At 66.0% G+C, this 20,266-nt stretch carries 21 protein-coding genes; 15 read left to right on the plus strand and 6 right to left on the minus strand.

The window, feature by feature from the left end; translation table 11 throughout:
- Nucleotides 1–1,341 (minus strand): NAD(P)-dependent oxidoreductase, encoded by a 1,341-nt coding sequence (locus RGUI_RS03325; protein WP_081531749.1) that lies wholly within the window; start codon nucleotides 1,339–1,341, stop codon nucleotides 1–3.
- A 426-nt stretch (nucleotides 1,342–1,767) separates the two neighbouring features.
- Between RGUI_RS03325 and RGUI_RS03330 the strand changes: the two genes are divergently transcribed.
- The 4 genes from RGUI_RS03330 (at nucleotide 1,768) to RGUI_RS03345 (ending at nucleotide 6,370) form a co-directional block, all read left to right on the plus strand.
- The gene (locus RGUI_RS03330) at nucleotides 1,768–2,976 is read left to right on the plus strand and encodes an ABC transporter substrate-binding protein (protein WP_156882850.1); all 1,209 of its coding nucleotides are present in this window, start codon (nucleotides 1,768–1,770) and stop codon (nucleotides 2,974–2,976) included.
- Between the two features lie 74 nt (nucleotides 2,977–3,050).
- Entirely contained in the window at nucleotides 3,051–4,907 is a 1,857-nt protein-coding gene (locus RGUI_RS03335; protein WP_081531750.1) for an ABC transporter permease, read from the plus strand.
- Nucleotide 4,908: 1 nt separating this feature from the next.
- Nucleotides 4,909–5,676, plus strand: a complete 768-nt coding sequence (locus RGUI_RS03340) for an ABC transporter ATP-binding protein (RefSeq protein ID WP_081535952.1) — start codon at nucleotides 4,909–4,911, stop codon at nucleotides 5,674–5,676.
- Nucleotides 5,669–6,370 carry an ABC transporter ATP-binding protein gene (locus RGUI_RS03345; protein ID WP_081531751.1) on the plus strand — a complete coding sequence of 234 codons (702 nt, stop codon included), beginning with the start codon at nucleotides 5,669–5,671 and terminating at the stop codon, nucleotides 6,368–6,370. Before RGUI_RS03340 ends, RGUI_RS03345 begins: the two co-directional genes overlap by 8 nt.
- 112 nt (nucleotides 6,371–6,482) lie before the next feature.
- Here the strand turns inward: RGUI_RS03345 and RGUI_RS03350 are convergent, their stop codons facing one another.
- The gene (locus RGUI_RS03350) at nucleotides 6,483–7,865 is read right to left on the minus strand and encodes an aspartate aminotransferase family protein (RefSeq protein WP_081531752.1); all 1,383 of its coding nucleotides are present in this window, start codon (nucleotides 7,863–7,865) and stop codon (nucleotides 6,483–6,485) included.
- 270 nt (nucleotides 7,866–8,135) lie between these two features.
- Between RGUI_RS03350 and RGUI_RS03355 the strand changes: the two genes are divergently transcribed.
- The 4 genes from RGUI_RS03355 to xsc all read left to right on the plus strand — a co-directional run bounded on the left by RGUI_RS03355 (nucleotide 8,136) and on the right by xsc (nucleotide 13,138).
- The gene (locus tag RGUI_RS03355; RefSeq protein WP_081531753.1) at nucleotides 8,136–9,137 is read left to right on the plus strand and encodes an ABC transporter substrate-binding protein; all 1,002 of its coding nucleotides are present in this window, start codon (nucleotides 8,136–8,138) and stop codon (nucleotides 9,135–9,137) included.
- 86 nt (nucleotides 9,138–9,223) lie between these two features.
- Nucleotides 9,224–10,000, plus strand: coding sequence for a taurine ABC transporter ATP-binding protein (locus RGUI_RS03360; RefSeq protein ID WP_371587448.1), 777 nt, complete (start codon nucleotides 9,224–9,226; stop codon nucleotides 9,998–10,000).
- Entirely contained in the window at nucleotides 9,997–11,262 is a 1,266-nt protein-coding gene (locus tag RGUI_RS03365) for an ABC transporter permease (protein ID WP_081531754.1), read from the plus strand. The genes RGUI_RS03360 and RGUI_RS03365 overlap by 4 nt, the downstream gene beginning before the upstream one ends.
- A gap of 100 nt (nucleotides 11,263–11,362) precedes the next feature.
- A complete protein-coding gene (gene xsc, locus RGUI_RS03370) occupies nucleotides 11,363–13,138 on the plus strand; it encodes a sulfoacetaldehyde acetyltransferase (protein WP_081531755.1) in 1,776 nt (591 codons plus the stop codon).
- Nucleotides 13,139–13,190: 52 nt separating this feature from the next.
- On the opposite strand, the gene RGUI_RS03375 is transcribed toward xsc, so the two are convergent.
- The 3 genes from RGUI_RS03375 to RGUI_RS03385 form a co-directional block, all read right to left on the minus strand.
- Entirely contained in the window at nucleotides 13,191–13,418 is a 228-nt protein-coding gene (locus RGUI_RS03375) for a hypothetical protein (RefSeq protein ID WP_081531756.1), read from the minus strand.
- 481 nt (nucleotides 13,419–13,899) lie between these two features.
- Entirely contained in the window at nucleotides 13,900–14,289 is a 390-nt protein-coding gene (locus RGUI_RS03380; RefSeq protein ID WP_081531182.1) for a hypothetical protein, read from the minus strand.
- A gap of 50 nt (nucleotides 14,290–14,339) precedes the next feature.
- Nucleotides 14,340–15,038, minus strand: coding sequence for a S24 family peptidase (locus RGUI_RS03385; protein WP_156882820.1), 699 nt, complete (start codon nucleotides 15,036–15,038; stop codon nucleotides 14,340–14,342).
- Nucleotides 15,039–15,136: 98 nt separating this feature from the next.
- Between RGUI_RS03385 and RGUI_RS03390 the strand changes: the two genes are divergently transcribed.
- Nucleotides 15,137–15,397 (plus strand): hypothetical protein, encoded by a 261-nt coding sequence (locus tag RGUI_RS03390; RefSeq protein ID WP_081531757.1) that lies wholly within the window; start codon nucleotides 15,137–15,139, stop codon nucleotides 15,395–15,397.
- Between the two features lie 414 nt (nucleotides 15,398–15,811).
- On the opposite strand, the gene RGUI_RS03395 is transcribed toward RGUI_RS03390, so the two are convergent.
- Complete coding sequence (locus RGUI_RS03395; RefSeq protein WP_081531179.1) at nucleotides 15,812–16,309, minus strand: hypothetical protein; 498 nt, start codon at nucleotides 16,307–16,309, stop codon at nucleotides 15,812–15,814.
- Between RGUI_RS03395 and RGUI_RS03400 the strand changes: the two genes are divergently transcribed.
- From RGUI_RS03400 to RGUI_RS03425, 6 genes are read left to right on the plus strand one after another with little or no spacing between them, the layout of a single operon-like run.
- Nucleotides 16,308–16,505, plus strand: a complete 198-nt coding sequence (locus RGUI_RS03400; protein WP_081531178.1) for a hypothetical protein — start codon at nucleotides 16,308–16,310, stop codon at nucleotides 16,503–16,505. The genes RGUI_RS03395 and RGUI_RS03400 overlap by 2 nt on opposite strands.
- The gene (locus RGUI_RS03405) at nucleotides 16,502–16,774 is read left to right on the plus strand and encodes a hypothetical protein (RefSeq protein ID WP_081531177.1); all 273 of its coding nucleotides are present in this window, start codon (nucleotides 16,502–16,504) and stop codon (nucleotides 16,772–16,774) included. Before RGUI_RS03400 ends, RGUI_RS03405 begins: the two co-directional genes overlap by 4 nt.
- A 4-nt stretch (nucleotides 16,775–16,778) precedes the next feature.
- Nucleotides 16,779–17,009 (plus strand): hypothetical protein, encoded by a 231-nt coding sequence (locus RGUI_RS03410; RefSeq protein ID WP_081531176.1) that lies wholly within the window; start codon nucleotides 16,779–16,781, stop codon nucleotides 17,007–17,009.
- Complete coding sequence (locus tag RGUI_RS03415) at nucleotides 17,002–17,226, plus strand: hypothetical protein (RefSeq protein ID WP_081531175.1); 225 nt, start codon at nucleotides 17,002–17,004, stop codon at nucleotides 17,224–17,226. The genes RGUI_RS03410 and RGUI_RS03415 overlap by 8 nt, the downstream gene beginning before the upstream one ends.
- Nucleotides 17,223–18,071, plus strand: a complete 849-nt coding sequence (locus RGUI_RS03420; protein WP_081531758.1) for a ParB/RepB/Spo0J family partition protein — start codon at nucleotides 17,223–17,225, stop codon at nucleotides 18,069–18,071. The genes RGUI_RS03415 and RGUI_RS03420 overlap by 4 nt, the downstream gene beginning before the upstream one ends.
- Nucleotides 18,068–20,209, plus strand: coding sequence for a transposase domain-containing protein (locus RGUI_RS03425; protein WP_081531759.1), 2,142 nt, complete (start codon nucleotides 18,068–18,070; stop codon nucleotides 20,207–20,209). The genes RGUI_RS03420 and RGUI_RS03425 overlap by 4 nt, the downstream gene beginning before the upstream one ends.
- Nucleotides 20,210–20,266 lie beyond the last annotated feature (57 nt).

Raw genomic sequence — 20,266 nt, forward strand, 5'->3', positions numbered from 1 at the left:
TCAGCCCTCCCCGGCCATCAGCGTTGCATGGATATCCTCGGCGGCGTCGCGCCCCTCGGCCACGGCGGTGACCGTCAGATCGTCGCCCCCGGCGGCACAGTCGCCCCCGGCCCAGACCCCGGACAGGCTGGTCCGTCCCGGCCCGGTGACGGCGATCTTGCGGCCCGAAAGCTCGATCTCGTCCGGCGTGCCGTCCAGCTTCTGCCCGATGGCCTTGAACACCTGATCGGCCTTCAGCCGGAAGGTAGTATCACTCACCTCCAGCCCCTCCGGCGTCGCGTGGGTATAGGCGAACTCCACCGCCTCCAGCGGATCGCCCAGGATACGCACGGGCGCCGCGCCGGTGATGATCCGCACGCCCTTTGACGCGGCATAATCCTGTTCCTTGTCGGAGGCCGACATCGCCTCTCTCCCGCGGCGATAGACCATGGTCACATGTTCCGCACCCAACAGCTTTGACTGCACCGCCGCATCCACGGCCGTCATGCCGCCGCCGATGACCACCACATCGCGCCCGACAGGGATCTTGGACAGGTCGTCGGCCTGCCGCAATCCGGCGATGAAATCGACCGCGTCATGGACATGGGCCTTTTCCTCGCCCTCGGCGCGCAGCGCGTTCACCCCGCCCAGCCCGATGGCAAGGAATACGGCGTCGAAGTCCTTGCGCAAGGCCGCAAGCGTCAGGTCCCGGCCCAGCGTCCTGCCGTGGCTGAAGGTCATTCCGCCGATCCCGGCCAGCCATGCGACCTCTGCCTGCGCGAAATCATCCACCGTCTTGTAGGCGGCAATACCGTATTCGTTCAGCCCCCCGGCCTTGGGGCGGGCATCGAACACCTCCACCTCATGCCCCTTCATCGCCAGCCGGTGCGCACAGGCCAGCCCCGCGGGTCCCGCGCCCACCACGGCGATCTTGCGGCCCGTGGGCGCGGCGCGGGGAAACGGATGCCCGTCCCGCGCCATCAGCGTGTCGGTCGCGTAGCGCTGCAGCCGCCCGATCTGCACCGGGGCGCCTTCGGCCGTTTCGCGCACGCAGGCGGCCTCGCACAACTGTTCGGTCGGGCAGACCCGGGCGCACATACCGCCAAGGATGTTCTGGGCGAAGATCGTCCGCGCGGCGGCGGCGGGGGTTCCGGTCGCGATCTGCCGGATGAACAGGGGGATGTCGATATCGGTCGGGCAGGCCGTGATGCAGGGCGCCTCGTGACAGAAATAGCACCGTGCGGCGGCAACCCGGGCCGCATGGGCCTCCAGCGGCGGCGCCTTGTCGGCAAAGTTGTCGCGATAATCCTCGGCCGAAAGACGCCCGGCCACGACCCCCGGCGTTGTGCGCGTATTGGCCATTCGGGGCCCTCCCTGTTGACGTGTGTTTCCGGGAAGACTGCCACAGGCACAAATTTTATCAATCGGTAAATTTTTGACAGCCCCGCGACATCGCATGGGGCGGCGCTTTCGATGCTGTCAAAGCCACCGGTTGCCCAGTTCTTGGGCGTCCTGTCGCAAGAATTGGCCGGCGGACTGCGTGTCTCCCCTGCCCCTGCGTCCCGATATTGCGGCGGCCCGCCAATCCATTTCGTCGCAGGAGGGTACGCGCAGGGCCTAGCCGCGGGGGCTGGCCCTCCCTGCCCGCGGCCTGATAGAAGACCCCGGCACTCGCTAGACCTGAACACAAAGGACGGACCAAGGCACGTTCGGCGTTCCCCCGAACAGCCGCCGCATTGCATCGGCCCCCGGACAACCGCGATGGACCGCCCCACAGGAGATAACGACATGAACCTGATCAGACGAACCTTGCTTGCCGCGGGCGCCGCGATGGCGCTTATGCCCGCAGCCGCGCTGGCGCAGGACACGATCAAGATCGGCGACATCAACCATTACAAGCGCCTCGCAGCCTTTGCCGACCCCTACCGGAAAGGCATCGAACTGGCGGTGGCGGAAATCAACGGCGCCGGTGGCGTCTTGGGCAAACCGCTGGAGTTCATCTTCCGCGACGATCAGGGCGACCCGGCCGAGGCCGTGAAGATCGCCGATGAACTGATGGCCCGCGAAGGGACGGTCATGCTGACCGGTTCGATCCTGTCCCATGTGGGGCTCGCGATTTCCTCCTTCGCCGGCGAAAAGGGCTATGTCTACCTGGCCGCTGAACCGCTGGCCGACACGCTGGTCTGGCAGTCGGGCAATCCCTACACCTTCCGGCTGCGCACCTCGACCTGGGTGCAGGCGGCGATGCTGGCCGAAAAGGCGGCCCAGACCGATGCCGTACGGTTCGCCACCATCGCGCCCAACTATGCCTACGGCAAGGATGCGGTCGCGGCCTTCAAGGCGAACCTCAAGGCACTGAAACCCGAGGTCGAGTTCGTGGCCGAGCAATGGCCCGCGCTGTTCAAGATCGACGCGGGCGCCGAGGTGCAGGCCCTGGAACGCGCCAAGCCCGACGCGATCTACAACGTCACCTTCGGCACGGATCTTGCGAAACTCGTGCGCCAGGGCACCGACCGCGGGCTGTTCGACGGGCGCGATGTCTATGGCCTGCTGACCGGGGAGCCGGAATACCTGGAGCCGCTGGGCGACGAAGCGCCGGAGGGCTGGGTCGTCACCGGTTATCCGTGGTACGCCTTCGCCGATGGCACGCCGGGCAAGGCCTTCGTCGATGCCTATACCGCCGCGACCGGGGAAACGCCCAAGAACGGCAGCCTGGTGGGATACATGACCGCGAAATCCGCCGCGGCGGCCATCGCACGCGCCGGTTCGACCGACAGCGACGCGATCCGCGCCGCCTTCGAAGGTCTGGTGGTCGAGGACACGCCCGACGGGCCGATCAGCTATCGCGCGATCGACAACCAGTCGACCATGGGCGCGTTCATCGGCACCCTGGCGGTGCAGGACGGCAAGGGCGTGATGGTGGACTGGGCCTATGCCGACCCGACCCCCTACATGCCCTCCGATGACGAGATCCGGGCCATGCGCCCGGCCGACTGAGCCAACCGGCCCGGCCCGATCCGGCCGGGCCCCTTCTTGTCATTCAGGACAGGCGGCGACGCGGGGTCTGACCCATGGCCTTTCTTCTTGCACAGGTCCTGACGGGGCTTGCCAATGCCGCGGCGCTGTTTCTGGTCGCCTCGGGCCTGTCGCTGATCTTCGGCGTCACGCGGATCGTGAATTTCGCCCATGGCTCGTTCTACATGCTGGGCGCGTTCATCGGCGTATCGCTGATGCAGGTGCTGCCGGGGGCGGTCGGCTTCTGGGGGGCGATCCTGTTGACCGGGCTGGCCGTTGGGCTGATCGGCGCCCTGGTCGAGATGATCGTGCTGCGCCCGATCTACCGCGCGCCCGAACTGTTCCAGCTTGTCGCCACCTTCGGCGTCATCCTCGTGATACAGGACCTCGCCCTGATGATCTGGGGGGCGGAGGATCGCCTTGGCCCCCGCGCGCCGGGGCTGAAAGGCGTGGTGCGGATCTTCGGCGAACCCGTACCGAAATACGACCTTGTCCTGATCGCCATCACCCCGGTGATCCTGTTTGCCCTGTGGTATCTGATCCGCCGTACCCGGTTCGGCGTCCTCGTGCGTGCCGCCACCCAAGACAGGGAGATGGTCGGCGCGCTGGGCGTCAATCAGGCGTGGCTGTTCACCGGGGTCTTCGCGCTGGGCTCCGCCCTTGCGGGCTGGGGCGGCGCGCTGCAACTGCCCATGGGCGGCGCCGATCTGCTGATGGATTTCAACATCATCGGGCCGGTCTTCATCGTCGTGGTGATCGGCGGCATGGGCAGCCTGCCGGGGGCGTTCCTTGCCGCGGTGCTGATCTCGGTCCTGAACGTCTTCGGCGTGACCTACCTGCCGCAATCGACGCTGGTGCTGATGTTCGCGGTCATGGCGGCGGTGCTGATCGCACGGCCCTATGGCATTTTGGGACGGGCAGAGGCGATGGGAGAGCACGGCCAGGTCGGGGAGCCTGAGGCCCCGATCCGACCCTATGGTCCGACGGGCCGGGTACTGGTCGCCGTGCTGGTTCTGGCCCTTGCGGCACTTCCGCTCTTCGCCGGGTCCTTCGCGCTGGTGCTGACGATCGACATCGTGGTCTTTGCGCTTTTCGCGGCATCCCTGCATTTCCTGCTGGGCACCGGGGGGCTGATCAGCTTTGGCCATGCGGCGTTTTTCGGGGGCGGTGCCTATGCCGCGGCGCTTTTGGTGCATCACCTGAACGCCCCGATGGAAATCGCCTTTCTCTTCGCGCCCCTAGCTGCGGGGCTGCTGGCGCTGGGCATCGGCTGGTTCTGCATCCGCCTGACCGGGGTCTATTTCGCGATGCTGACACTGGCCTTCAGCCAGTTCGTGTGGTCGATGGCGGTTCAGTGGCGCGGGCTGACCCGCGGCGATGACGGGCTGATCGACATCTGGCCCGCGGCGTGGTTGTCGGGCACGGTGCCGTTCTACTATTTCACCCTGATCCTCGGGACCGGCGGTATCCTGTTCCTGCGCCATGTCATCCACGCCCCCTTCGGCTATGCCCTGCGCGCGGGCCGCGACAGCCCCCGGCAGGCAGAGGCCACGGGGATCGACGTCAAGCGCGTGCAGTTCGCGGCCTTCGCCCTTGCCGGGGCCATGGCCGGGCTGGCCGGGGGGATCTTCGTTTTCTCCAAGGGCTCGGTCTTTCCAAGCGAGCTGGAAATCGCGGCCAGTTTCGACGCGCTGATCGCCGTCTTCCTCGGCGGGGTGAAAACGCTGGCCGGGGGCGTGGTCGGCGCGGCCTTCCTGACAACGGCAGAGGATTGGCTGACCCGGTTCGAGTACTGGCGGCTGGCGCTGGGTCTTCTGATCATCGCGGTAGTGATCGCGGCACCGCAAGGCATTGTCGGAACGCTTCGGCAGGCGACGCTCCGGCTGCGCGGCGCAGGGCGGGAGGATGGCTGAGGTGACCGACATCATGCGCGTCGAGAACCTGCGCAAAAGCTACGATGGCTTCGTGGCCGTCAACGGCATCGGCTTCTCGGTCCGGCCGGGGGAGTTGAAGGCGTTGATCGGCCCCAACGGCGCGGGCAAGTCGACCTGTTTCAACATGCTGACCGGGCAGGTGAAACCCAGCGGGGGCGAGGTCTGGCTTGACGGGCAGCGCATCACCGGCCGGCCGCCGCGCGCCATCTGGCGGCTGGGTGTGGGGCGCACTTTCCAGATCACCGCGGCCTATCCATCGATGACGGTGATCGAGAATGTGCAGATGGCGCTGATCAGCCATCACCGGCGCCTCTTTGCGCTGCGCCCCCGGGCGCGGACGCTTTACCGGGACGAGGCGTTCGGCCTGCTTGAAACCGTGTCGATGGCCGATCAGGCCGACCGGCCCTGTTCGGTGCTGGCCTATGGCGATCTGAAACGGCTGGATCTGGCCATCGCGCTGTGCCACCGCCCGCGGCTGTTGTTGATGGACGAACCGACCGCCGGCATGGCCCCGGCTGCGCGGATCGACCTGATGCAACTGGTCGCCGATATCGTGCGCGACCGGGGCCTGTCGGTCCTGTTCACCGAGCATGACATGGACGTGGTCTTTGCCCATGCCCACAGCATCATGGTTCTCAGCCGCGGCGACCTGATCGCAGAGGGCGACGCCGACACCGTGCGCAACGATGCCCGCGTGCAAGAGGTTTATCTGGGCGGCGGCCGCCCCGTGGGAGGGGCCGATGCTTAGCGTCGCGCATATCCACAGCTATTACGGCAAGGCCCATATCCTGAGCGATCTGAGCTTCGATGTGCCGCGCGGCGAGGTCGTGGCGCTCTTGGGCCGCAACGGGGCGGGCAAGTCGACCACGCTGAAATCGGTGATGCAGCTTGTGCCGCCGCGCCGGGGCACCGTGACGTATCAGGGCGACAATCTGGTGGGGCGCCCTGCCTTTCGTGTGGCGACGCTCGGTCTTGGCTACGTGCCCGAAGACCGGCGCATCTTCTCGGACCTGACGGTTCTTGAAAACCTTGAGGTCGGGCGCCAGCCGCCCCGCGCCGATGCACCGGAATGGACGACGGACAAGCTGTTCGTGCTGTTTCCGAACCTTGCGGAAAGACGCGGCAATCGCGGCCGGCATCTGTCGGGCGGGGAACAGCAGATGCTGACGATTGCCCGCACGCTGATGGGCAACCCCGCACTCTTGTTGCTGGACGAACCGTCGGAAGGCATCGCGCCCGTGATCGTCGAGCAGATGGCCAGAACCATTCGGACGCTGAAATCCGAAGGGCTGACCGTGCTGCTGTCGGAACAGAACCTGCATTTCGCCCGGGCCGTCTCGGACCGCGCGATCATCCTTGAGGGTGGGCAGAAGCGGTTCGAGGGCAGCTTTGCAGAGCTTGAGGCGACCCCGGCGATCCGCGACGCCTATCTTGCGGTCTGACCCCGCCGTCAAAGCGCTTCGCGTTCGTTCGCAGTCACGCGAAGCGCCCTAGCCTTTTGATTTCGCGTGTTCGCGACGCAGAAAACCGGCTCCCACTTTTCTGCAACACGCTCTAGCCAAAGACCCGGCCAAGGGCCGCATCGATGGCCCCGGTGATCTGATCGATATGGTCAGGCGTCGCGATCAGCGCAGGGCTCAGGCACAGGGTGTTGTTGAACCCCGGCACCGCGCGGTTGGTGGCCCCGATGATAACGCCCTGCGCCATGCAGTCGGCCACGACGGCCTGCACCTGCGCCTCCGCCGCCGGGTCCTTCGTTTCCCGGTCGGCCACCAGTTCCGCCCCGCAGAACAGCCCCTTGCCGCGGACATCGCCGATCACGGCATGCTTGTCCTGAAGCGCGCGCAGGTTGTCCATCAGCCGGTCGCCCATCGCGACGGTGTTGGCCAGCAGCCCCTCTTCCTCGATTATGCCCATATTCTCGATCGCCGCGGCGGGGCCCGCCGTGCAGCCCCCGAAGGTGGAGATATCCCGGAAATGATCCAAGGGGTCTGACGCGTCGGACTTGAACATCTCGAACACCGCTTCGGTCGTGACCGCGCAAGCGATGGCGGCATAGCCCGAGGCCACGCCCTTGGCCATCGTCACGAAATCGGGCTGCACGCCGTAATGCTGATAGCCGAACCATTTGCCGGTGCGCCCCACCCCGCAGACGACCTCATCCACATGCAGCAGGATCTCGTATCTCCGGCAGATTTCCTGCACCCGCTCCCAGTAGCCTTCGGGCGGGGTGATGACGCCTCCGCCCGCCGTGACCGGTTCCAGGCATAGCGCGCCGACCGTGTCGGGCCCTTCGCGCAGGATGACCTCTTCGATGGCATTGGCGGCGCGTTCGCCATAGTCCGACACCTCGCCCCACTGGCTGCGATATTCCAGGCAATGGGGCACCGCGACGAAGCCCGGGGTAAAGGGGCCGTATTGGGCGTTGCGCTCCTGCTGACCACCCGCCGACATCGTGCCGATGGTTGACCCGTGATAGTCGCGTTCGCGATAGAGGATTTTGTGCTTCTTGCCGCCATACCGCTTGTGCGCGATCTGGCGGACCATCTTGAACACCTTCTCGTTCGCCTCGGACCCGGAATTGGTGAAATAGACCCGCGCCATGCCCGGCATCTTGTCGATCAGCATCTGGGCGAACCGCGCGCCGGGCACCGAGCCCGCGGAATTCGCGAAGTAGGGCAGTTGCACGAGCTGGTCGCGCACGGCGTTGGCGATACGCTCCCGCCCGTAACCGACATTGACCGTCCACACCCCGCCAGAGACCGCATCCAGATGCTTGCGCCCCGCGGCATCCCAGACATGGATGCCCTTGCCCTCGACGATGATCTTCGGATCCGCGGTCTCGAACGGTTTGTGCTGGATCAGGTGGTGCCAAAGATGCGCCCGGTCCGCCTCGATCACCTCTGACAGGTCGTTCTGCGTGAATGTGGTGTTCATGGTACCCTCCTGACCCCTACAAGGCGCCTGCCGCACAAGACGCCGAAATAACTGGCAACCCTGCCCAAATCCCGGGCGGCCCCGGCGGACGGACCGGCAGCCGCATCGCGGGCACCGATCTGCCTTGCCCCTGTCTGCGGGCGCGTCTGAACTCCGACCGACAAATTCGACAAAGCCGGTTCTCAACGAGATAGGGCAGGCTATAGTCGGCGAACACAAGAACAATCGCCCGAAGCGGCGGCAAGCGAAAGACCAGCAGAGGAGCCCTCCATGACACTGAAACCGGCACTTATCGGCGCGCTGACGGGCGCTGCGCTTATCGGTTCGGCACACCTGGCCTCGGCCGCCGACGAGATCACGGTTGCCTACTTCCTCGAATGGCCGATGCCGTTCCAGTACGGCAAGGCGATGGGCATCTACGAACAAGAGATGGGCGTCGACATCAACTGGGTGTCCTTCGACACCGGCACCGCGATGTCGGCGGCCATGGCGTCGGGCGATGTGCAGATCGCGGTCAGCCAGGGCGTGCCGCCCTTTGTCGTCGCGGCCTCCGCCGGGCAGGATTTGCAGGTGGCCGACATTGCCGTCAGCTATTCCGACAACGACAACTGCGTCGTGGCCGAGGCGCTGGAGATCGACAAGGACAGCGCAGGGGAGCTTGAGGGCAAGAAGGTCGGCGTGCCGATCGGCACCGCGGCGCATTTCGGCTTCCTGCGCCAGATGGATCATTTCGGGGTGGACATCACCACGATGGAAATCGTCGACATGGCCCCCGCCGACGGCGCCGCGGCCTTTGCCCAGGGCAATCTGGATATGGTCTGCGGCTGGGGCGGCGCGCTGCGCCGGATGAAGGAACATGGCAACGTCCTGCTGACCGGGGCGGAGAAGGAAGAACTGGGCATTCTCGTCTTCGACGTGACCAGCGCCCCGGCAGACTTCTTTGCCGAAGAGGGCGAGTTGCTGGCCAAGTTCCTGAAGGTCACCGGCGACATGAACGCGATGTGGAATTCGGGTGAGCATACGGACGAGATGCTGCCGGTGATCGCCAAGGATGCCGGCATGGACCTTGAGGCCACGCGCGAGACCATCTCCACCTTCGTCTTCCCGTCGGTGGAGGATCAGCTTTCGGCGAAATGGCTGGGCGGCGGCGTGCAGGACTTCATGTCCGGCGTGGCGCAGGTGTTCCTCGATGCAGGCTCCATCGAATCCGCGCGCGACAGCTATGCCAGCGCGGTCGATACCGGCCCGCTGGAAGCGGCAATGGGCATGTGATGTCAGCCGGGGTGGCCCACGGGCCGCCCCACCCACAGGCCGCAGCGGGGGCGCCCTTGTCCGATCTCGTCATCAGTAACCTGTCGATGCGTTTCGATCTGCCGAACGGCACCTCGATCCAGGCCCTGAAGGATGTCTCTCTGTCGCTGAAGCAAGGCGAGTTGATGTCCGTCCTCGGGCCCTCGGGCTGCGGCAAGACCACGCTTCTGAATATCGTGGCCGGCTTTCTCGCCCCGACCGAAGGCTCCATCGAGATGAACGGCCACCGGGTCACCGGGCCCAATGCCGAACGCGGCATGGTGTTTCAGAAAGGCGCGCTCTTCGAATGGATGAACGTCCGCGAGAATGTCGATTTCGGCCCCCGCATGAAGGGCATGCCCAAGGCCGAGCGCGACAAGATCGCCGATCATCTGCTCGACACGGTGGGCCTGCGCGATTTCAAGGAAAAGGCGGTCTACGAACTCTCGGGCGGGATGCAGCAGCGCGTGGCGCTGGCCCGGTGCCTGGCCAACGATCCCGACGTCATCCTGATGGACGAACCCTTGGGGGCGCTCGACGCGCTGACGCGCGAAAAGATGCAAGGTCTGGTACTCCAGCTCTGGAAGGAGACCGGCAAGACCATCATCCTGATCACCCATTCGGTGGAAGAGGCGCTGCTCTTGGGCGAACGGCTGGTCGTCATGGCCCCGCGCCCGGGCCGCATCTACCGCGAATATGACCTGCCCTTTGCCGAGCGCGGCGTGAATGCCGATCTGCGTGAGGTCAAGAAATCCGAGGGCTTCGCCGAGACCCGCGACGAGATCCTGTCAATGATCTGGGAGATGGAGGAAGAGATCATGGGCCGGGTGGAGAGCCACGCATGAGCGTCCTTGCCTTCTACATCCTCGTCTTCGTGCTCGCCTGGCTGCTTGTCCGTACGATCCGCCGCGGCATGGCCAAGCGCCATGACTTCGTCAGCCTCAAGACCGTGACCTTCGGCGACGAAAGCGCCGTGCGCCCCGACCGCGCGGCGTCCCTCATCTCGATTCTCGCGATCTTCCTGATCTGGGGGGCCTTCACCGGATCGAAGCTGATACCGGTCCACGTCCCCGGCCCCTTCTCGGGACTGACCGAGTTCACCTATACCGCGCAGAACGCGGCCGGTGAGACGGACACCGCCACGGTGCGCGTTCTCGTCCACAAGCTGGGCGAAAAACAGGACGCCCCCGAAATCGAGCCAGGCGACGGCTTTGCCAAGAACGACAGCGACGTGATGCCCGAATGGCGCAGCGAGCTGATCCGGGCGATCCGCAATGACGAGGGCGGCAGCGACGATGGCTATGCTGTCATCGAGGTCGACGGACAGCCCATCGCACCCGGCAAGACGGTCAAGGTTGCCGACGGCAAGGTGACGATGACGCCCAAGGGCTCGCTCAACTTCACGCCCAAGAAGGGCATGCAGATGGAGCCCATCTGGCTCCCCTCGCCCGAGGCCGTGGCCGCGCGCTTTGTCGAGATCGCGAATGAGGGCTACCAGAATTTCACGCTCTGGGAACATCTGGGCTGGTCGCTCTTCCGCGTTCTCCTTGGCTTCCTGCTGGGGGCGCTGGTCGGCATTCCGCTGGGCTATGCGATGGGGCTGAGCAGTTGGTTCCGCGGCTGGTTCGACCCGATCGTGGAATTCATGCGGCCGGTGCCGCCGCTGGCGCTGATCCCGCTTGTCATCATCTGGTTCGGCATCTGGGAGACGGGCAAGATCGTGCTGCTCTTCCTCGCCGCGCTCTGGATCATGACAATTGCGGCGCGCGCGGGCGTCTCGGGCGTGAACATCACCAAGATCCACGCGGCCTATTCTCTGGGCGCCTCGAAATGGCAGATCATGCGCCATGTGATCGTGCCCAATTCGCTGCCCGAGATCTTCACCGGCGCCCGCGTGGCAATGGGGGTGTGCTGGGGCACGGTGGTCGCCGCCGAACTGGTCGCCGCGCAAAAGGGCGCGGGCATGATGATCATTGCAGCCTCGAAATTCCAGCTGACGGATATCGTGATCCTCGGGATCGTGCTGATCGGGATCATCGGCTACGGCATCGATATCCTGATGCGCCGGGCAGAGACCCTGCTGGTGCCGTGGAAGGGCCAGTCCTGAGAGGGGCGCCTTGGGCGATTTCCCCTAGCGCATGCCGCCGGGTCCGGTAACAAGGACCCAAAGCGCACCAGCGCAGGTTCAGTGACCGGGAGGACGACCGATGAAGATGACCACCGAAGAAGCCTTCGTGAAGGTGCTGCAACGCCACGGCATTTCCGACGCTTTCGGCATCATCGGGTCGGCCTTCATGCCGATCTCGGACCTGTTCCCCAAGGCCGGCATCCGGTTCTGGGACTGCGGGCATGAAGGTTCGGGCGGGATGATGGCGGACGGCTATACCCGCGCCTCGGGCAAGGTCAGCATGATGATCGCCCAGAACGGCCCCGGCATCACCAATTTCGTCACCGCCGTGAAGACCGCCTATTGGAACCACACGCCGCTGTTGCTGGTCACGCCGCAGGCGGCCAACAAGACCATGGGACAAGGCGGGTTTCAGGAAGTCGAGCAGATGAAACTGTTCGAGGACATGGTCGCCTATCAGGAAGAGCTGCGCGACCCGTCCCGCGTGGCCGAGGTGCTGAACCGGGTGATCCTGAAGGCCAAGCGCGCCTCGGCCCCTGCCCAGATCAACATGCCGCGGGATTTCTGGACGCAGGTGATCGATATCGACCTGCCCGCCATCGTGGAATTCGAACGCCCCGCGGGCGGCGCCGAGGCGATTGCAGAGGCCGCGAAACTGCTGAGCGAGGCGCGCTTCCCGGTGATCCTGAACGGCGCGGGCGTGGTGATCGGCGGCGCCATCGAGGCGTCGAAGGCGCTGGCCGAACGGCTGGACGCCCCCGTGTGCTGTGGCTACCAGCACAACGACGCCTTCCCGGGGTCGCATCCGCTGTTCGCGGGGCCGCTGGGCTATAACGGATCCAAGGCCGCGATGGAACTGATCGCGCAGGCGGACGTGGTGCTGGCGCTTGGCACCCGGTTGAACCCGTTCTCCACCCTGCCGGGCTATGGCATGGATTACTGGCCGCGGGAGGCCAGGATCATTCAGGTCGACATCAACCCCGACCGGATCGGCCTGACCAAGCCTGTCACCGTGGGGATCGTGGGCGATGCCAAGCAGGTGGCCGGGGCGTTGCTGGCGCAACTGTCCGACAGTGCTGGCGACGCCGGACGGGAAGAACGCCGCGCGACCATCGCCCAGACAAAATCAGCCTGGGCACAGCAGCTGTCCAGCATGGACCATGAAGAGGACGACCCCGGCACAACATGGAACGAACGCGCCCGTGCGGCCAAGCCCGACTGGATGAGCCCCCGCATGGCGTGGCGCGCGATCCAGTCCGCCCTGCCGCCAGAGGCGATCATCTCCTCCGACATCGGCAACAACTGCGCCATCGGCAACGCCTATCCCAGTTTCGAGGACGGGCGGAAATACCTTGCCCCGGGTCTCTTCGGCCCCTGCGGCTATGGCCTGCCCGCCATCGTCGGCGCCAAGATCGCCTGCCCCGACACGCCGGTCGTGGGCTTTGCGGGTGACGGCGCGTTCGGGATCGCGGTGACGGAACTGACGGCCATCGGGCGCCCGGAATGGCCCGCGATCACGATGGTCGTCTTCCGAAACTACCAGTGGGGGGCGGAGAAGCGGAACTCCACACTCTGGTACGACGACAACTTCGTCGGAACGGAACTGGGCGAGAATGTCAGCTATGCCGGCATCGCACAGGCCTGCGGGCTGCACGGCATCCAGGCCTTCACGATGGAGGGGCTGACCGCGGCGCTGAAAAAGGCGCTGAACGATCAGACCGAGGGGCAGACCACCCTGATCGAGGCGATGATCAATCAGGAACTGGGGGATCCGTTCCGCCGCGACGCGATGAAGAAACCCGTCGTGGTGGCCGGGATCGACCCCGCCGACATGCGCCCGCAAGAGCCCGCCTGACACCATGCCGTCAAGGGCCCGCGCCTGACGCGGGCCACCACCGGCCCGCGGTTCAGGTTTCGGCCCGGTCGGACGCGCCCGACGCCGTCGTCTTCATGTCCAGCTTCCACAGGCTTAGCGCCTTGAGCATCCGGTCGGCCCGGTCGGTGAATTCTCCCGACAACAGCGCCTTGGCATCCTCTCTGCGGCCCCCCAGGGCCAGGGTCAGAACCTCAGCCGCGCCGTGGTGAAAGGAGGTGTGGATATCCCGGATCCCCCGCCACGCCTCGGATTCCTTCAACGCCGGGTCGACGCTGGGGCCGTTGAACCACTGCGCGAAATCGCAACTCTTGTCGCACCGCGCCTTGTCTGGTGTTGTTTGACACGGATATCTGCAGGATGTCGGAAGACCTCGGGGGATGACGGACTAAGCCGGATGGGCCTTAGATATCAGGGGCATAACGGGTTGCGGCCGGGCTGGACGGGGGCGGGTGCGTTGTCCGCAGTGACAGGCGAAACGGGGCAGTCCGGGGCCTAAGGGCGACGCGGGCGCAGATGTGCGCAGGCGGGCCGCAACGTCAATGAAACAAGGGCTTTCAGCCCATTTCAGGGGCTCTTGAAGGGGCCGTGAAACCCGCGGAACATGCAAATGCGTTTGCATGGTGGCTTGGCGGGTTGCATGTTCCATGCAAAGCATTGAAACATATAGACAAAGCGTAGCGCGCAGCCCGTCTGAGACTAGCACGAACATGCAAACGATTTCGGGCAGATCGAGGCGCCGATCACTCCTGGCCGGTCAGCTCGCGTGTCGTCCATGGCTCTGTGTGGTATAGGACTTCGAGCAGGTCCAGCACCTGGTCGGTCACCTTTTCGCAGGTGCCGGTGTGCAGACGCCCGCGACGGATTTCCACGTACTGACGCTCGGAAATGACCAACATCGAGTCGCCGCCCGTCAGTTGTGCAACGCCCTTGCCGAACCAGCCGGTTTCCCCTTCCCAGGGCGCAATGTTGCCGAGGGTGCCATCCTCATGCCGGGCGAAGACGTAAGGGAATAAATAATCGTCACCCTCGATGCGGCAGAGAAACATTTCGGAAGCCGCGACGCGCGCCTGAACCGCGGCGAGCTCGGCCTGCAATTCGGGTGGCGCGGCCAGAACCGGAGGCGTGGCCATTGCGGTGGCGAGTGCGAGAACAAGGGGTCTGTACGGCATGAGGGGCCTCCCTATCTGAGCGCGCGGCCGAACCAGGCGACCTGGCCAATGATGTGCATCTCCTGCAAACAGGCGCCGGTCTTGTATTCCGGCGCGTGCGCTGCGTTGTCCGACAGGACAGCGTACAAATCTCGATCGATCCGGTCGATCCGCTTTACCCGAGCCTCGCCCTCCTCAAGGAACGCGTAGATATGCGGCTGGCGGCGTATTTCGCCACGGCCCCGGTTTCGGATTTCCGTGCGACTGGTGTCAATCAGAACCATGTCGCCGGGCTGCAACGTGGGCTGCATGCTGTCGCCCGCGACACGGGCAAGCCGCGCGGCCGTCGGCGTTACGCCGAGATCGCGCAGGAAGGTGCGCTGAAAGGCGATATGGCAAGAGACGGGTTCGCCCCCGTTTTCCGACCCTGCACCGGCTGCAACGCATGCGTCGTGCAATGGAACGAGCGCATAGTCCGGGAGGCCGGCCGGGTCTGCGGGTGCTGCCTCGGCTGGGATCAGATCGCGCGGAGGGCCGAAGTAGAATTCGAGATCGAGGACGTCCGCCAAGTCCACAAGGTTCTCAAGGATGTGACGGCGTTCCCGGTCGGGTTTTCTGTTTCGTAGGTTCTTGATGAGTGACGGATTTCCGGCCGCCATTTTTGAAGCCGCGGCAGCAGACAAGTTCTTCCGCGCAAGGGCGGCGTCTATGGCATCCAGAATATCTTTCACAGGCTCACCGTAGCCCAATAAGGCCAACTCTGGAAGTGGGGCAAACCATAGCCAGTTAAGGCTTGACTATAATGGCCAGACAAGGCCATTATCCGGCTATGAGCAGGCAAATCGAAAACATTCTGACGCTGAGCGCGCGTCTGGCCGAACATGAAGGCATCACGCATTGGGGCGTTTCCCGCCGGCTGTCGGGCAAGGGTGACCTGCTCGACCGCCTGGAAAAAGGGGGCGACCTGCGGACGCGCACCGCCGAACACATGCTGGAGCGCCTGTCGGCGCTTTGGCCTGACGATCTTGAATGGCCGGCCTCGATCCCGCGGCCGGCCCCCCGTTCCCCCAAGACATCGAAGGTGGCGTGATGACTGGATATTCCGGATTTTACGATAACGAGGCGGCGCGGGCTTTCGCGCGAGAGCGTGCGGCCGAGGTGCCAGCGGATGTGCGTCTTGAACTGGGCGGTGGGGCGCTCCTGACCATTTCCGCGCCGCCCGCCTTCGTTGAAGGCATGGTTGACAGCATCAGGGTCAACAAAGACGCCGACACGGGCACCTCCAGCGCGTCCGTGTTCTTTCGCAGGCCGAGCAAGGCGCCCGAAGCACCTGCGCCCGAAGCGCCGGCGCAGGACGCCGCCGCCGCGGAGGTTTTGGAAGGCTTCGTGCTTTTCGATGGCCGCTGGCGCCCGGTCCGGGTGGTCGATGGCGCGCTCAAATGGGTGCCCTCGCCCTTCACGGCCGAAGTGCGGGCCCGCCTTGTGGCGCTTGCGCTGGCCGATGCTATTCCGGCCGCGCGGGGCGTTTCTGCGGCGCCGGCATCGCCGTCAGATCGGTCGCCCGAACCCAGACCATGGGAAGATCTGCGCAGCCCAGAACAAGTGACAGCCTGGCTTTCGCATGCATCGGAAGAAGAACTGCGAGAGATGGCAGAATGCCTGCTGGGGGATGGGCCGCTGTGCCCGGCTCTGGCAGAGGCCCAAGCGCAAATAGTGCCTGTCTTATCCGCCAGCGAAGCGCTCTCGCGCCGAGTGCAGGCGGCACAGGCGGCAGGTCGCCGGGAATGCCGGTGGCGTCATCGGGGATGTCCTCAAGGAACAGCTCGATGACGTCCTCCCATTCCTCCTCTTCGATGTCGGGCTCGGCGCGCGGCATCGGGATGCCGGGGAAGGCCCGGTCTTCCAGCGCGGCCAGCTCGTCGAAGAGTTCGCTGCGCCAAAACAGCCGGAGCGGCGGCTCCATGCTGTCAGGGGTCCGGTTTTCGAGCTTCGTCTGCATCATGACGCCGTCCTTCCGTCAGGTGAGTCGCGCGCCCCATGATAGCGCGCGTGCCGGTTTCTGGCGGAAAGTTGTATCCGGTTTCGTCGCCTGGGCGGACCGGATGCAGGACGGCTGGGTCGGCGATGTGATCGGGGGGGTGGCGCTGGCGGTGTTTGTTGCGGGGCTGGTCTTCTGCGTCTGGGGGTTCCAGTCATGAGCAAGCTGCGCATCGAACTGGTTGGCGGGTGCTATGTCGTGTTCGACGGCGGCAAGCGCGTCGGCGGGCAGTATAGCACCCATGCCCTCGCCGCCGCGCGGATGGAGAACATCCAGCGCGCGAGAGAGAGGGCCGCGCGGGTCAGGAAACGCCCCTGCCTGTGCTGCGGGCACGTCTTCGACAGCGAGGGCGCGCATAACCGGCTGTGCCCGGAATGTCGGCGCAAAAGCGCGGGGCCAGATGTGCTGACCGTGCACGCCCCGGAGTAGCGCCATGAACGCCGCCCCGCTTTCCTCCCCCCGTTTGCAGCGCGTGCTGGCGCTGCTCAGGGACGGGCGGCCGCACACGACGCGCGACATCGTGCGGCGCGCGCGGGTGATGGCGGTGAATGCCTGCGTGGCCGAGCTGCGCGTGCACGGCGCGGTGATCCATTGCCGCGCGCGCCGGGTGAACGGTGCGCGGCGGTATTACTACACGATGCTGAAGGAGCCGAAGGATGGCTGACACGCCCGGTGTGCCGGAACTGGCGAAGATTGTTCGTGAAAAGGCCGAGGAGGCCCATGTGCGGGCCTGTGTCCTGGCCGGTTCCGCGTCGGCCCCCGGCCAGGACGGGGTTCTGCCCTTCAACCTTGCCTTGGTCGCGAGCAGCGCGAAGGCGCTTTCCTACTGGCTGGAAGAACTGAAAACGGCGCTGGCCGCGCAGGATGGGGGTGCGAAATGACCGCCCGTCTGGTGGAGCCCTATACGCTGCTTGACCCTGCCGGGATCGAGGACGGACCGCGCCTGCGCACCGTTTCTGACGCAGGGGTGGAGGCGATCCGCGCGTCTTATGCCGAACTTGGTCACATCAAGGACCCGATCGACGTGCGCCGCAAGCGGGGCGGCAAGCTGGTGTTGATGGCGGGCGGTCACCGGCTGGCCTTCGCCCGCGCCGAAGGGCTGCAGGTTCCGGCGAAGATCTGGGTCTGCAACGACGATTTCGCCCGCGTGATGGAGATTGACGACAATCTGGCCGGGTCGGAACTGACGCCGCTGCACACCGCTGTGTTCCTGGCCGAGCGCAAGCGGATCTACGAGAAGATGCACCCGGAGACCCGCGCCCAGGTGGCCGGTGGGCTCGGGCGGCAAGGGCTAGCCGCGGAACTCGGTTCCTTCGCTGACGTCACAGCGGAGAAGCTGGGGATCACGCCGCGGCAGGTGCGCAAGATCGTGGCCGCCGGGGCGGCGTTGAACCGCGACGAGGTGCGCTGGCTGGAGGCCGCGCCCAACCCGGTGCGGCTGAAAGACCTGACCGAGATTGGGAAGATCGGTGAGGATCACGAACGCGCGCAGGTCTGTATCGCGCTGTCGAATGGCGAAGCGAAGAGCGCAAGCGCCGCGCGCAAGGCGTATCGCGGCGTCGAGGTGGCCCCGAAAGACCCCGTTGAAACCCATTTTCAGAAGCTGTTGACGGACTGGGCGCGGGCGCCCAAGGCCGCGCGGCGGCGGTTCGTGCGCGAGCGGGCGGACGATCTGGCCGCGCTCATGGCCGATCTGCCGGACGCATCGGAAGGCGGTGCGGCATGAGCCGGGAGCCTGCCCAACTGTGGTGGACGGCTGCGGAGATCGCCGCGGCAGGGTTGCCCGATCTGCCGGCTTCGCGCCAGGGGGTCGAGGCATTGGCCCGTCGGGCCAACTGGCGTGCAGATCCCAAGCATTCCAGGCAGCGGCAAGGCCGTGGTGGCGGGTGGCAGTATCACTGGAGCCTGTTCCCGCTGCCCGCGCAGACGCGGCTGCTGCAGGCCTCGGCCGGGGCCGCGCCCGCGGCCAAGCCGGTGCTGGGCCGGGCGGAGGCCTGGGCGTGGTTCGAAACCGTACCCGAGGCGGTGAAAGCCGAGGCGCGGCGGCGGTTGGCGGTGCTGGACGAGGTCGACACGCTGACGGGCTTGGGCACGGCCAAGACGCTTGCCGTTGAGGAGATCGCGCGGGGCCACGATATGGGCGCGCGCACGATCTGGGACTGGTTCGGGATGATCGACGGTGTGGCGCCCAGCGACCGGCTGCCCTATCTCGCCCCGCGCCACCGGGCGGCGGCGCGGAAGGACACGAAGGTCGCCCTGGACCCCGAGTGGTTCGAGCGCCTGAAAGGTCTTTACCTGCGGCTTGGGGGGCCGAGCTTCAGCCAGAGCTGGCGCGATGCGGAGCGGCTGGCGAAGGCCAATGGCTGGGCCTGCCTGCCCGAGCGCACGGCGCGGCGGCGGTTCGACCAGGAGGTGCCCCGGGTGGTGCAAATCCATGCCCGCGAGGGTGTGGAAGGGTTGGAGCGCTGCTATCCCCCGATGATCCGCAGCAAGGCGTTGCTGCATGCGATGGAGGCGGTGAACGCCGACTGCCACCGCTTCGATGTGTTCGTGCTGTGGCCGGGGTCGGACCGGCCCGAGCGGCCGCAGATCGTGGCCTATCAGGACCTCTATTCGGGCAAGATCCTCAGCTGGCGGATCGACCATACGCCGAACGAGGTGGCCGTGATGGCAGCCTTTGGCGAGATGGTCGAAACCTATGGCATCCCGAAGCACTGCACCTTCGACAACGGGCGGGAATTCGCGGCCAAGTGGCTGTCAGGCGGGGCCAAGACGCGCTATCGCGGCAAGATCCGCGACGATGACCCGATGGGTGTTCTGCCGCTTTTGAACATCAAGATCCATTGGGCGAAGCCGGCCCATGGGCAGGCCAAGCCCATCGAGCGGGCGTTCCGCGATTTTGCCAGCGACATTTCGAAGGATATCCGGTTCCAGGGGGCCTATACCGGCAACCGGCCGGATGCCAAGCCGGAGGACTACGCGACGCGGGCCATCCCGCTGGACGATTTCGTGCGCGTGGTGGGCGAGCGCATCGCCGAACACAATGCGCGTGTCGGGCGCCAGTCGGAAACCGCGGCGGGCCGCAGCTTCGATGAGACCTTCGCCGAGAGCTATGCCGCCTCGACGGTCGTGCGCGCGACGGAGGAGCAGCGGCGCCTCTGGCTGATGGGCCAGAAGCCGGTGACGCTGAACCGCCACCATGGCCGGGTGCGGCTCTTCCGCAATTACTACTGGTCCGACTGGATGGTGGAGTATGCCGGCCAGAAGATCGTGGCGCGCTTCGATGTCGAGGATCTGCATGCCGGCATCCATGTCTACGATCTGGCCGGGGCTTACCTGGGCTTTGCGCCATGCCAGCAGGCCGAGGGGTTCTACAACCTGACCGCGGCCAAGGACGAGGCGCGCCGTCGGCAGGCCTGGAAACGGGTGCAGAAACAGGCGCTGGCCGCGGCGCGCCGCATGACGCCGGCCGAGATCGGCCGCGAGCTGGATGCCAGCGCGCCGGCCCCGGCCGCGCCGGTGGAAGCCAAGGTGGTGGCGATGACGCCCAAGGGCCCCCGGCCCGCCGCGGCGCAGGTCACCCGGCCTGCGTATCGCGACCCCACCACGCCCGAGCAGCAGGCCGAGATCGTGGCCTTCCAGGAACACCACTATGCCGACCAGGCCCGCAAGGCAGAGGCAGCGGAGGTGGAGACTGCGCTGGACCGGTTCCGCTGGGCGCTGGAGATCGAGCGCAAGGCCGCGGCGGGCGAGCCGGTGGGCGAGGCCGAGGCGCGTCGCTTCGAACGCTACCGGCAGACCGCCGAGTGGCGGGGGATGCGGCGCATGCACGAGCACAGCGGGAACGCGATGTTTCTGAGTTGAGAGGTCCGGGGCGCGCCTGGCCGCGCGACCCCGGTTTGAGGCGGGCCAAAAGGCCCA

This window comes from Rhodovulum sp. P5, from assembly GCF_002079305.1.
GTDB lineage: Bacteria > Pseudomonadota > Alphaproteobacteria > Rhodobacterales > Rhodobacteraceae > Rhodovulum.

What these genes read in the sequence shown, in the direction of transcription:
- RGUI_RS03390 (WP_081531757.1), top strand. Translation starts at nt 15,137, where the DNA reads ATGAGCAGGCAAATCGAAAACATTCTGACGCTGAGCGCGCGTCTGGCC.
- RGUI_RS03325 (WP_081531749.1), bottom strand. Translation starts at nt 1,341, where the DNA reads ATGGCCAATACGCGCACAACGCCGGGGGTCGTGGCCGGGCGTCTTTCG.
- RGUI_RS03365 (WP_081531754.1), top strand. Translation starts at nt 9,997, where the DNA reads ATGAGCGTCCTTGCCTTCTACATCCTCGTCTTCGTGCTCGCCTGGCTG.
- RGUI_RS03415 (WP_081531175.1), top strand. Translation starts at nt 17,002, where the DNA reads ATGGCTGACACGCCCGGTGTGCCGGAACTGGCGAAGATTGTTCGTGAA.
- RGUI_RS03355 (WP_081531753.1), top strand. Translation starts at nt 8,136, where the DNA reads ATGACACTGAAACCGGCACTTATCGGCGCGCTGACGGGCGCTGCGCTT.
- RGUI_RS03350 (WP_081531752.1), bottom strand. Translation starts at nt 7,865, where the DNA reads ATGAACACCACATTCACGCAGAACGACCTGTCAGAGGTGATCGAGGCG.
- RGUI_RS03360 (WP_371587448.1), top strand. Translation starts at nt 9,224, where the DNA reads ATGCGTTTCGATCTGCCGAACGGCACCTCGATCCAGGCCCTGAAGGAT.
- RGUI_RS03330 (WP_156882850.1), top strand. Translation starts at nt 1,768, where the DNA reads ATGAACCTGATCAGACGAACCTTGCTTGCCGCGGGCGCCGCGATGGCG.
- RGUI_RS03400 (WP_081531178.1), top strand. Translation starts at nt 16,308, where the DNA reads ATGACGCCGTCCTTCCGTCAGGTGAGTCGCGCGCCCCATGATAGCGCG.
- RGUI_RS03395 (WP_081531179.1), bottom strand. Translation starts at nt 16,309, where the DNA reads ATGATGCAGACGAAGCTCGAAAACCGGACCCCTGACAGCATGGAGCCG.
- RGUI_RS03345 (WP_081531751.1), top strand. Translation starts at nt 5,669, where the DNA reads ATGCTTAGCGTCGCGCATATCCACAGCTATTACGGCAAGGCCCATATC.
- RGUI_RS03425 (WP_081531759.1), top strand. Translation starts at nt 18,068, where the DNA reads ATGAGCCGGGAGCCTGCCCAACTGTGGTGGACGGCTGCGGAGATCGCC.
- RGUI_RS03410 (WP_081531176.1), top strand. Translation starts at nt 16,779, where the DNA reads ATGAACGCCGCCCCGCTTTCCTCCCCCCGTTTGCAGCGCGTGCTGGCG.
- xsc (WP_081531755.1), top strand. Translation starts at nt 11,363, where the DNA reads ATGAAGATGACCACCGAAGAAGCCTTCGTGAAGGTGCTGCAACGCCAC.
- RGUI_RS03380 (WP_081531182.1), bottom strand. Translation starts at nt 14,289, where the DNA reads ATGGCCACGCCTCCGGTTCTGGCCGCGCCACCCGAATTGCAGGCCGAG.
- RGUI_RS03405 (WP_081531177.1), top strand. Translation starts at nt 16,502, where the DNA reads ATGAGCAAGCTGCGCATCGAACTGGTTGGCGGGTGCTATGTCGTGTTC.
- RGUI_RS03420 (WP_081531758.1), top strand. Translation starts at nt 17,223, where the DNA reads ATGACCGCCCGTCTGGTGGAGCCCTATACGCTGCTTGACCCTGCCGGG.
- RGUI_RS03335 (WP_081531750.1), top strand. Translation starts at nt 3,051, where the DNA reads ATGGCCTTTCTTCTTGCACAGGTCCTGACGGGGCTTGCCAATGCCGCG.